General features: G+C 74.8%; 7 protein-coding genes. 1 reads left to right on the top strand and 6 read right to left on the bottom strand.

Annotation, left to right across the window (positions count from 1 at the left end; genetic code table 11):
• Positions 1-844 (bottom strand): ROK family protein (locus ACFV4G_RS09145; RefSeq protein ID WP_380438111.1); only part of this gene is annotated, 844 nt, incomplete at its 3' end.
• 9 nt (positions 845-853) lie between these two features.
• Positions 854-2284, bottom strand: a complete 1431-nt coding sequence (gene xylB / locus ACFV4G_RS09140; protein WP_380438109.1) for a xylulokinase — start codon at positions 2282-2284, stop codon at positions 854-856.
• A 95-nt stretch (positions 2285-2379) separates the two neighbouring features.
• Between xylB and xylA the strand changes: the two genes are divergently transcribed.
• Entirely contained in the window at positions 2380-3552 is a 1173-nt protein-coding gene (gene xylA, locus ACFV4G_RS09135) for a xylose isomerase (RefSeq protein ID WP_380438108.1), read from the top strand.
• 402 nt (positions 3553-3954) lie between these two features.
• Here the strand turns inward: xylA and yicI are convergent, their stop codons facing one another.
• From yicI to ACFV4G_RS09115, 4 genes are all read right to left on the bottom strand, one after another.
• Entirely contained in the window at positions 3955-6237 is a 2283-nt protein-coding gene (yicI, locus tag ACFV4G_RS09130) for an alpha-xylosidase (protein ID WP_380438106.1), read from the bottom strand.
• Positions 6234-7634, bottom strand: a complete 1401-nt coding sequence (locus tag ACFV4G_RS09125) for a GH1 family beta-glucosidase (protein WP_380438117.1) — start codon at positions 7632-7634, stop codon at positions 6234-6236. Before ACFV4G_RS09125 ends, yicI begins: the two co-directional genes overlap by 4 nt.
• A gap of 2 nt (positions 7635-7636) precedes the next feature.
• Positions 7637-8620: an acetylxylan esterase gene (locus ACFV4G_RS09120; protein ID WP_380438104.1), complete on the bottom strand. Its 984-nt coding sequence runs from the start codon at positions 8618-8620 to the stop codon at positions 7637-7639.
• A 202-nt stretch (positions 8621-8822) separates the two neighbouring features.
• Entirely contained in the window at positions 8823-11729 is a 2907-nt protein-coding gene (locus ACFV4G_RS09115; protein ID WP_380438102.1) for a glycoside hydrolase family 3 C-terminal domain-containing protein, read from the bottom strand.
• Positions 11730-11758: the final 29 nt, after the last annotated feature.

The raw sequence follows: 11758 nt of genomic DNA, 5'->3' as shown, positions 1-11758 counted from the left end.
GCGGCGCCCCCCCCGTCTCCCCCCCCCCCCCCGCGCCCCCCCCGCAGGCGCATCCGGCGCCGTCCGGCTGGACGGGGATGTGGCCGAGTTCGCCGGCGAAGCCGCGGGCGCCCCGGAACAGCCGTCCGTCGATGACCAGGGCGGCGCCGATCCCGGCCTCGGCGGAGACGTGGACGAAGGTCTCCGCGGCCTGCCCGGCGCTCCAGTACTCGGCCAGCGCACCGAGGTTGGCCTCGTTCTCGGGCTCGGGCACGGTGTCCGGGTCGGGCCAGTGGTCGGCGAGGGAGACGCCGCGCCAGCCGAGGTTGGGCGCGCGCTCGACCAGCCCGCCCGGTTCGTTCGGCACCACTCCGGGGACGGCCAGGACGCGGCCCTCGACGCTCAGGCCGAGAGCCGCGGCCTCCGCCTGCGCCTCGGCCGCCAGCGCGGCGGTCTCCGCCAGCACCTCCCCGGCCGGCCGGCCCGCGTTCTCCCGTTCGACCCGGCGCCACACCCGAGGCTCGCCGCGCAGGTCCACCACGCAAGCACCGAGGTGGGTGATGCCGATCTCCAGCCCCAGACCCGCCGGGCCCTGGTCGTTCACGGCCAGCGCCCGGCCGGGGCGGCCGACCCGGCCACTGGCCGTGGCCGCCGCCTCGGTCAGGGCGCCGCGGCCGATCAGCTCGTCCACCAGGGAGGAGACGGCCGCCCTGGTCAGGCCGATGCGCCCGGCGACGTCCGCGCGGGAGAGCGGGCTGTGCCCGGCGACCGCGCCGAGGACCAGTGAGAGGTTCTGCCGTCGCATGTCCTGCTGCGACGCGGGTCCGCTCTCCGGTCCCTTGCCCGCCCTGACCACCACCGTCACGCGCCCCTCCTACCAGTCCTCGGCCGGGGCGCCCTGCAAGGCCCCGGCCCGACGCAGGGTATCCCCGATCCGCATGAGCGCGTCCTCGTCCTTCTTCACGGCCTCCAGGACCGGGCCCTCGGCCGTCCGCCAGCGGCGTGCCACGGCGTCGGCGGGCTCGCCGGTGAGCAGCGCGGCGGCCTGGGCGGCAGCGCCGAGGGCCACCAGTTCCTGCGCGGCGGGCACCTGGACCGCCCGGCCCGAGAGCCGCAGGACGGTCCGCTGCCACGCCGTGCCGCGGGCGCCGCCGCCGATGAGCAGCAGCGGTTCGTCGCCGTCGGGGTCCTCGCCCCCGGCGCGCAGGACGCCGTCCAGGGCCGCGAGCAGGGCGTGGGCGGCGCCGTCGTAGGCGGCTTGGAGCAGCTGCCCGCGGGTGGTGTCGTGGCGGAGTCCGTGGATCAGGCCGGACGCGCCCGGGAGGTCGGGCGTGCGCTCGCCGTCCAGGTAGGGCAGGACGACCGCGGTGCCGCCGTCCTCGACCTCCTCGCGGCCGCGTCCGAGCAGGGCGGCGAAGCGGTCGACGGCCAGGGTGCAGTTGAGCGTGCAGGCCAGCGGCAGCCAGCCGCCGAGGGCGTCGGCGAAGCCCGCGACGGTGCCGCTCGGATCGGCCGGCCGCGTCCGGCCGACGGCGTAGACGGTGCCGGAGGTGCCGAGGCTGAGCACCGGCTGCCCGGGGCGGAGGCCGAGCCCGAGGGCCGCCGCCATGTTGTCGCCGGTGCCGGTGGCCACCAGCGTCCCCTCGCGCAGCGGCAGACCGGGACGGACGACGCCGGCCCGCGCACCGGCCGGGAGGACCTCGGGCAGCAGCGCGGGATCGAGGCCGATGCGGGCGAGGACGTCCTGGTCGTACCCGTCCGGGCCCCACCAGCCGGTGCCCGACGCGTCGCCGCGGTCGGTGACGGCCTCGCCGGTCAGCCGTTCCGTCAGGAAGTCGTGGGGCAGGCGGACGGCGGCGACGCGGTCGGCCGCGGCGGGCTCGTGAGCGCGCAGCCAGGCCCACTTGGGGGCGGTGAAGGCGGCCGTCGGGACGCTGCCGGTGCGGCGGGCGATCTCCACCGCGCCGAGCGCATCGCGCAGGTCGGCGGCCTGCGGCGCGGACCGGACGTCGTTCCAGAGCAGCGCCGGGCGGACCGGCCCGCCGGCCGCGTCGAGGGTGACGAGGCCGTGCTGCTGGCCGGCGACGGAGACCGCCGCCGCGCGGTCCGCCCAGCCCGTACGCGCCGCGGCCTCGCCGAGCGCCGCCCACCACTGCTCGGGGTCGCTCTCCCTGCCGGCCCCCGTGCTGACGGTGTGCCGAGCTCGGCCCTCGCCCACCACGGCGCCGGTGTCGATGTCGACGGCCAGGGCCTTGGTGGACTGGGTCGAGCTGTCGACGCCGATCACGACACGCTGCTCAGCCATGCGTTCCTCCGGTGTGGGTTCCTTTTGACGTTCCGGCATACTAATTTGTTGAGAGCCCTGACAAACACCCTCCGCACGCGATTCGGAGCCGCTCCATGTCCAGCGACCCGCTCGTCCCCACCCCCGCGCACAAGTTCACCTTCGGCCTGTGGACCGTCGGCTGGCAGGGGCGCGACCCCTTCGGCGACGCGACCCGGCCCGCCCTCGACCCGGTCGAGACCGTACAGCGGCTCGCCGGGCTCGGCGCCCACGGCGTCACGTTCCACGACGACGACCTGATCCCCTTCGGCACCGGCGACGCCGAGCGCGAGCAGGTGGTCAAGCGCTTCCGCGCCGCCCTGGACACGGCCGGGCTGAAGGTGCCGATGGCCACCACCAACCTCTTCACCCACCCCGTCTTCAAGGACGGCGCGTTCACCGCCAACGACCGCGACGTGCGGCGCTACGCGCTGCGCAAGACGATCCGCAACATCGACCTGGCGGCGGAGCTCGGCGCCTCGGTCTACGTCGCCTGGGGCGGCCGCGAGGGCGCCGAGTCGGGGGCGGCCAAGGACGTGCGCACGGCCCTCGACCGGCTGAAGGAGGCCTTCGACCTCCTCGGCGAGTACGTCGAGCAGCAGGGCTACGACCTGCGCTTCGCGATCGAGCCCAAGCCCAACGAGCCGCGCGGCGACATCCTGCTGCCCACCGTCGGCCACGCGCTGGCGTTCATCAACGAGCTGGAGCGCCCCGACCGGGTCGGCCTCAACCCGGAGGTCGGCCACGAGCAGATGGCCGGCCTCAACTTCCCGCACGGCATCGCCCAGGCCCTGTGGCACGGCAAGCTGTTCCACATCGACCTCAACGGCCAGTCCGGCATCAAGTACGACCAGGACCTGCGCTTCGGCGCCGGCGACCTGCGGCAGGCCTTCTGGCTGGTCGACCTGCTGGAGTCGGCCGGCTACGACGGCCCCAAGCACTTCGACTTCAAGCCGCCGCGCACCGAGGACTTCGACGGCGTGTGGGCCTCGGCGGCCGCCTGCATGCGCAACTACCTGCTGCTGGCCGAGCGTTCCCGCGCCTTCCGCGCCGACCCGGAGGTCCAGGCCGCGCTCACCGCCTCGCGCCTGCCCGAACTCGCCCTCCCCACGGCCCAGGACGGCCTGGCCGGGCTCCTGGCGGACCGCTCCGCCTTCGAGGACTTCGACGTCGACACCGCCGCCCGCCGCGGCATGGCGTTCGAGCAGCTGGACCAGCTGGCCTACGAACACCTCCTCGGCGCCCGCTGACCGGGGCCACGGGAGAGCCGGGGGGGGGGGGGGGGGGCGGGCCGCCCCCCCCCCCGGGGGGGGGGGGGGGGGGGCCCCGGGGCCCCCCCCCCCCCCCCGCGGGGCCCCGGGGGCGGGGGCCCGCGGGCGGCGGGGGGGGGGGGGGGCCCCCCCCCCCGCCACCCCCGTCGGGTCGCGGTTGGTGCGGCCCGGCTCTCCCGTCGGGTCGCGGTTGGCACGGCCCGGCTCTCCCGTCGGGTCGCGGTTGGTGCGGCGCCGCATGGACGACTCCGGCCGTGGCCGGGCGGACACGGGGCGGCGGGGGGGGTCTGGCCCGACGGTGGGGGGGGGGGGGGGGTGGGGGGGGGGGCCCCCGCCCCCCCGGGGGGGGGGGGGGGGGGCACCTCGCGTCGGGGGCCGGCCTCAGGCCGGGTAGGGCAGGTCGGCTTCCCGGGTGCCTGCCGGGCCGATGTGCAGGGCGCCGTCCGGGCCGCCGATCCGCAGCTGCCACGGGTGCGGGCTGTCGGTGGTCACCTTGAGGCGGTCGCCGGTGCGGCGCAGGTGGAAGCGGGCGGTCTCGCCGGGGCCGTCGCCGCGCGGGATCACGACGGTGCGCTCGGCGCCGTCCGCGAAGGCGTGGACCCGCAGTTCGACGCCTTCCGCCCAGGCGGACACCGGGCGCTGGTCGTCCACCGCGAGCGGGATGACGGAGTCCGGTCGGGCGAGCAGCGGCAGGGTGTGGAAGCCGTGCTGCTCGCGCACCCAGCGCGGGCCGGTGACCTGATCGCCGGTCAGGACGTTGGTCCAGGCCCCCTCGGGCACGTAGTACTCGACCGTCCCGTCCTCGGTGAAGACCGGGGCGACGAGCAGGTCGTCGCCGAGCAGGTACTGCCGGTCGAGCGTGCCGACGGCAGGGTCGTCCGGGAACTCCAGCACCATCGCCCGCATCACGGGGACGCCGGTGGCGTGGGCCTGCTGCGCCGCGCGCTGGAGGTAGGGCGCGAGCCGGTGCTTGAGCAGGGTGAACTCGCGGGTGACCTCCACCGCCTCCTCGCCGAAGTCCCACGGCACCCGGTAGGACTTGCTGCCGTGCAGCCGACTGTGGGAGGAGAGCAGGCCGAACTGCGTCCAGCGCTTGAAGACGGCGGGGGTGGGGGTGCCCTCGAAGCCGCCGATGTCGTGGCTCCAGAAGCCGAAGCCGGACAGGCCGAGGGACAGACCTCCGCGCAGCGACTCCGCCATGGCGTTGAAGTGCGACTCGCAGTCGCCGCCCCAGTGCACCGGGTACTGCTGGCCGCCGGCAGTGGCGGAACGGGCGAACAGCAGCGCCTCGCCCTCCCCGCGCTCCTCCCGGAGCAGCTCGAACACCGCCTGGTTGTACAGGTGGGTGTAGTAGTTGTGCATCCGCTCCGGGTCGGAACCGTCGTGCCAGACCACGTCGGTGGGGATGCGCTCGCCGAAGTCCGTCTTGAAGCAGTCCACGCCGACGTCCAGCAGCGTGCGCAGCTTGCCGGTGTACCACTCGCGGGCGGCGGGGTTGGTGAAGTCCACCAGGGCCATGCCCGGCTGCCACAGGTCCCACTGCCAGACGCTGCCGTCCGGGCGCCGCACGAGGTGGCCCTCGCGCATGCCCTCGGCGAAGAGCTCCGACTTCTGCGCGATGTACGGGTTGATCCAGGCGGAGATGCGCAGCCCCTGCTGCTTGAGCCGGGCCAGCATGCCGGCCGGGTCCGGGAAGGTGTCCGGGTCCCACACGAAGTCGCACCACTGGTACTCGCGCATCCAGAAGCAGTCGAGGTGGAAGACGCTCAGCGGGATGCCGCGCTCGGCCATGCCGCCGACGAAGCGGTTGACGGTGGCCTCGTCGTACTCGGTGGTGAAGGAGGTGGTCAGCCACAGGCCCAGTGCCCAGGCCGGGGGCAGTGCGGGGCGGCCGGTGAGCGCGGTGTAGCGCTCCAGGATCAGCTTGGGGGTCGGGCCGTGGACGACGAAGTACTCCAGCGACTGGTCCTCGACGCTGAACTGGACCTGCCCGACGGACTCGGAGCCGACCTCGTAGCCGACCCTGCCGGGGTGGTTGACGAACACCCCGTAGCCCCGGTTGGTGAGGTGGAAGGGGACGTTCTTGTAGGCCTGTTCGCTGCTGGTGCCGCCGTCCGCCTGCCAGATGTCCACCACCTGGCCGTTGCGGACGAACGGGGTGAACCGCTCCCCCAGGCCGTAGACCAGCTCGCCGACGCCCAGGGCGAGTTGTCCGAGCATGTGGTGGCGGCCGTCGGTGTCGGTGACGAAGCCGGTGCCGCGCTCTCCCACCGAGGTCAGGACCCGCCCGCCGGCGGTGAACTCCAGCTGCCACGGCTTGGAGGTGTCCACCCGCAGTGTCAGTTCGCCGGCGCAGAGCTCCACGACGTCACCGTCCCGGCGCACCTTCCCGCTGCCCTGTTCGGCGCCGGGCAGCGCGAACTCCGGCCCGCGCCGCGCCGAGCCGGCGTGGTGGGTAGTGCGCACGCCGATCACGCCCTCGGCCGGGGACCAGCACTCGACGGTCAGCAGCGGGCTGTTGAGCGTGTCACCACGGCCGCGCACGTGTTTGACGGGCGCATAGAGGGTCATCCGGTCCTCGCCGGTCCGGACGTCGGCGACCTCGGTGGCGTAGCGCGCGGTGACGCCCGGGCGCATCAGCCAGTAGCCGTCGGTGAACTTCATCGGGCGGTTTCCTCCGTCCGCGCGCGGTGCGCGGTGATCAGGCCCCGGTACCAGTGGTAGCTGTCCTTGGGCGTGCGGGTGAGGGTGTCGTAGTCGACGCGGACCAGGCCGAAGCGTTGCTCGTAGCCGCGGGCCCACTCGAAGTTGTCCAGCAGCGACCAGACGTAGTAGCCGCGCACGTCGACCCCGGCCGCGATGGCGTCGGCGACGGCGGCGAGGTGGCCGGCCAGGTAGTCGGTCCGCTCCGGGTCGTGGACGCGGCCGTCGGGGGTGCTGCGGTCGGCCTCGGCGGAGCCGTTCTCGGTGATCCAGAGCGGCGGGAGCCGCGGGTAGCGGGCGTGGAGCCCGGTGAGCAGTTCGGTGAACGCGGACGGGACGACGGGCCAGCCCATGGTGGTGAGCCGGGTGCCGTACGGGTTCGGTTCGGTGACGCCGATGTCCGTGGCGGTGCGCAGTTCGGGGTCGGCCTCGTGGTGCGGGGCGGCCGCGACGGTGACCGGCCGGTAGAAGTTGATGCCGACGAAGTCCAGTGGCGCGCCGATCGGTTCGAGGTCGCCGGGCCGTCGCCAGGGTCCGTCCGCGAGTCCTTCCCAGGTCTCGGCCTCGTGTGCGGGGTAGCGCCCGGCGAACAGCGGCTCGGTCCAGACCTCGTTGTGCAGGACCTCGGCGCGGCGCAGCGCCGCGAGGTCCTCGGGCCGGTCGGAGGCGGGGTGGAGGCGGTCGAGGTTGAGCGCGATCCCGACCTCCCGGGCGCCGGCCGCGCGGAGCGCCCGGACGGCGAGCCCGTGGCCGACGAGGAGGTGGTGGGCGGCCGCCAGTGCCCCGCGGCCCTCCCGGGCGCCGGGGGCGTGCCGGCCCTCGGCGTAGCCGACGAAGGCGGAGCAGAACGGCTCGTTGAGGGTGATCCAGCGCTCGACCCGGTCGCCGTACCGGTCGGCGGCGAGGGCCGCGTACTCGGCGAACGCCTCGGCCGTCTCCCGGACGCGCCAGCCGCCCCGGTCCTCCAGGGCCTGCGGCAGGTCCCAGTGGTAGAGGGTGGCGGCGGGCGCGATCCCGGCGGCGAGCAGTTCGTCGATCAGGCGGTCGTAGAAGTCCAGGCCCTTCGGGTTGGCCGGGCCGGTGCCGCCCGGGACGAGGCGGGGCCAGGCGATCGAGAAGCGGTAGCCGTCGACGCCGAGTTCCCGGAGCAGGGCGACGTCCTCGGGGTAGCGGTGGTAGTGGTCGCAGGCGGTGTCGCCGGTGGCGCCGCCGAGGGTGCGCCCGGGGGTGTGGCTGTAGGTGTCCCAGATGGACGGGCCGCGGCCGTCCTGGTCGTGGGCGCCCTCGATCTGGTAGGCGGCGGTGGCGGCGCCGAACCGGAATCCGGCGGGCAGGTCGGGGAAGGCCGGGATGTTCACGTTCACAGCTCCGGCCCGAGGCCGCGCGCGTGCAGCCAGGCGAGCTGGGCGGGCGGGTTGGAGCCGCAGCCTCCGCTGTGGTCGGCGAACGGCCACACCGTCATCGTGCGGTCCTCGCCCGCGTAGCGGTTGAACGCCGCGTAGACCGTCGAGGGCGGGCAGACCGGGTCCATCAGGCCGACGCTGAACAGGGCCGGGGCGGTGGCCCGCCGGGCGAAGTGGACGCCGTCGAAGTAGTCGAGGGTGGCGAGTGCGGGGTCCACCCGGTGCCTGCTGTGCCAGCGCAGGTACTTGACGATCTCGGGGTACGGCCCCTCGCCGGCGATCTGGACGGCGTGGCGGAAGTGGCACAGGAACGGGACGTCCGGCATCACCGCCGCCACGGCGTCCCCGGTGAGCCCGGCGACGGCGATGGACAGGCCGCCGCCCTGGCTGCCGCCGGTCAGCACGATCCGCTCGGTGTCGAGACCGGGCAGCTGCGCGACGGCGTCGACGGCGCGCACGCAGTCGGTGATCAGTCGCCGGTAGTAGTAGTTCTCGGGCGAGTCGATGCCCTTGGTCATGAAGCCTTCGACCCACTGGGTGCCGTCGCCCATGCCCCGGTCGGGGGTGTCGTGGCCCTGGCCCCGGCTGTCGACGACGAGCTGGGCGTAGCCCGCGGAGGGCCAGAACAGGTGCTCGGTGGGCAGCCCGCGGCCGGAGCAGTAGCCGAGGTAGGTGACGACGACGGGCAGCGGCCCGTCCACGCCGCGCGGGCGCAGCAGCCAGGCGGCCACCGGCTCGCCGTTCCAGCCGGGGAACCGCACGTCGTCGACCTCGACGGTGCGCAGGGAGTACTGCGCGGTGACGCGTTCGGCCTTGACCGCCCCGCCGTGCGAGCGGGCCTCGGCGAGGGTCTGCCGCCAGAACTCGTCGAAGTTCTCCGGGTCGGTCAACTCGGGCCGGTACCGGACGAGTTCGTCGAGTCCGAAGTCGGTGAGGGGCATGGGGGAATCCTCCGGGTGATGCGATGACGAGCCAGCGTGGTGGGGCGTGAGCAGCGACATGGGAGCCGCCTCCGGGCGGCGGTGGGAGAGGTGCGGAGCGGAAGCGTGCCGGACGGGCCTCGCCGCTTCGGGTCCTGGACGGAGATAGTGGGCGGCCCGCCTCCCCCCTGGGGCGGGCCGCCGGTCTGTGGGGCGGGAGGTGTCAGCCGGCCGCGGCGAAGCGGAACGCGGCGAGCCGGAAGTCGCCGTGCAGGGTCAGGATCACGTCCTGCACGCCGTCGAGCGGGGCGGCGAGTTCGACGGTGACCGTCGTCCAGGCGTAGCGGTCGCCGGTGACGGGCACGTCGATCCCGGCCAGCAGGTGCCCGCCGGCCCGGACCTCCAGCCGGGCAGCGCCGTCCTCGCCGTGCTCGCGGGCGGTCTCGGCCTCGATCCGGACGGCCCCCGTCACGTCGCAGGCGCGGAACAGGAGCGCCGCGGGCTGCCCGGGGGCGGTGGGGGTGACGGCGTCGCCGTCGGCGCGGGTGGCGTCGACGATGGTGACGTCCGTGTGGTCGTCGAAGTCGACGGCCCGGACGGTCCGTTCGACGACGGCGCGGGGGGCGGGCGCTGTCCCGGTCACGGTGAGCGGCGTGACGAGGACCGGGTGCTCGGCCGAGCGCGCCACGACGACCTCGTAGTCGCCGGGGTCGACGGCGAAGGCGCCCGTGGCGACGTCCCAGTGGGCGAACCGCTCGGCCGGCAGCCGGAACGTCAGCTCGCGGCTTTCCCCCGGCTCCAGGCGGACCTTGCGGAAGTCGGCGAGGCGCACCCGGGGCGCCTCGTAGCGGGCGTCCAGGGCTCGGACGTAGACCTGGACCACGTCGCCGCCGGAGCGCCGGCCGCGGTTCTCCAGGGTGACCGTGAGGTCGACCTCGCCGTCCGGGCCGATCGACGGCTGCGACAGGCGCGGGTCGCGGTAGGCGATGTCGGTGTAGGACAGCCCGTGGCCGAAGGGGTAGAGGGTGGCGCCCTGGTGGTACTGGTAGGTCCACCCGGCCTTGATGATGTCGTAGTCGAGCGGGGCGGGCAGCGGGTCGTCGCCGCGGTACCAGGTCTGCGGCAGGCGGCCGGCGGGCTCGGCCTCGCCGAGCAGCACCGCGGTCAGCGCGTGGCCTGTCTCCTGCCCGCCGTGGGAGGTCCACACCACGGCGGGCAGGTGCTCGTCGGCCCAGTCGGCGGCGAACGGGTAGCTGCTCATCAGCACCAGTGCCGTCTCCGGGCGGGCTTCGGCGACGACGCGCAGCAGCACCTCCTGGCCCTCGGGCAGGTCGATGTCGGCACGGTCCTCCGTCTCGCGGCCGTTGACCATCGGGTGGTTGCCGAGGACGACGAGCGCCGTGTCGGCCGCCGCGGCGGCTTCGCGTGCCTCGGCGAGGCCGTCGCGCAGGAGTTCCCGCTGCCAGCGCTCGGCGGTCTCCGGGGTCTCGGCGGTGACGGTCACCCGGCCGTCGGTCGGGTCCACGGCGGCGTAGCGGCCGGTGAACACGTTGTACAGCAGCACGGTGTCCTCGCCGGCCGGGCCGACCGGTTCGAGCCGGAAGGTCTCCTGGACGAACCAGGCCTTGATCACCTCCAGGTCGGCGGCGAGGGCGGCGTCCTCCTTGACGGTCAGGAAGCGGCCGGTGTCGGCGGCGCGCAGCGTGAGGGCGCCGCCGCCCCAGTCGGTGACGTCGAAGGAGGTCTTGCCGAGGAGGTCGCCGGTGGTGCGCGAGCGCAGGGCGATCCGGTCGGAGCCGTCCACGTGGACCACTTCGCCGCCGTGCGGGGCGAGGGCCGCGCCGAGGCCGGTGGCGAGGCCGACCTGGTACGGCATGGTGCCGCTGTACCAGTCCTCGAAGAGCGCGTCGGCGAGCGGGCCGATGACGGCGATCCGGGGCGTGCGGGCGGGGTCGATCGGCAGGAGGCCGTCGTTCTTGAGCAGGACGACGGATTCGGTCGCGGCCTGCCGGGCCAGCTCGCGGTGGTCGGCGCAGTCGATCACGTCGGCGCCGGTGGTGGCGTAGGGGTCGAGCTCGGGGTCGAACTCCCCGACGCGGAAGCGGAGTTCCAGCTGCCGGCGGACGGCGCGGTCCACGTCGGCCTGGTCGATCAGGCCGCGTTCCAGCGCCTCGCGCAGCCGGCCGACCACGGTCGCGCTGTCCTGGCCGTGGTCGGTGAAGCTGTCGATGCCGGCCTTGAGCGCCGCCGCGTGGGACACCGCGTGGTCCTCGAAGTAGTGCTCCGGGTCGACCAGGTTGGACGGCGCCTCGGCGTCGCTCACCACGAACAGGTCGGGGCCGGCCGGCCCGGCCCAGCGGCGCAGCTCCGTCTCGATCAGCGGACTGACGTGGCACGGGCGGCCGTTGACCAGGTTGTAGGCGGCCATGGCACCGGTCGCGACACCGGCCTGGACGACGGGCCGGAAGGCGGCGAGGTCGTACTCATGGAGCACGCGCGGGCGCACCCCGGAGGAGGTGGTGCAGCGGTCCTCCTCGTTGTTGTAGGCGAGGAAGTGCTTGAGCACCGGGGCCGCCCGCAGGTAGGTCGGGTCGTCGCCGGCGAGGCCCCGGCAGAACGCCTCGCCGATGCGCGCGGTGTGCACCGGGTCCTCGGAGTAGCCCTCCTCGTTGCGGCCCCAGCGCGGGTCGCGCAGCAGGTTGAGCACCGGGGCCCAGGCCTGGAGGGAGTTCGGTCCGTCCTCGGCCGTGCCGATCATCGGCGGGCGGTGGTAGTGGAAGGCCCGCAGCTCGGTGGAGACCGCCTCGGCGACCCGGCGCACCAGGTCCTCGTCCCAGGTGGCGCCGAGGCCGACGGCCTGCGGGAAGACCGTCGCCACGCCCAGCCACGAGACGCCGTGCAGACCCTCGGCGCCGGTGCGGAAGGGGCCGACCCCGAGGCGCGGCACGGCCGGCGCGTACTGGTGCAGCATCGCGAGCCGCTCGTCGGGCGTGAGTCGGCCGAGCAGGTCGTCGACACGCTTGCGCAGGGCGAGCGCGGGATTGCGGAAAGCGGGCAGGCCGGCTGCGGCTGCGGGCACGGAACTCACGTGGAATACCCCTCGGGCGGGCTGGGCTCGGTGGTCGTTCATCGAAGCGCTTCGACGCTGGCACGCTCCGG

This window comes from Kitasatospora sp. NPDC059747, assembly GCF_042732955.1.
Taxonomy (GTDB): Bacteria; Actinomycetota; Actinomycetes; order Streptomycetales; family Streptomycetaceae; genus Kitasatospora.
Note: the sequence above shows the minus strand (reverse complement) of the source record. Positions and strands in the feature narration are given on the sequence as shown.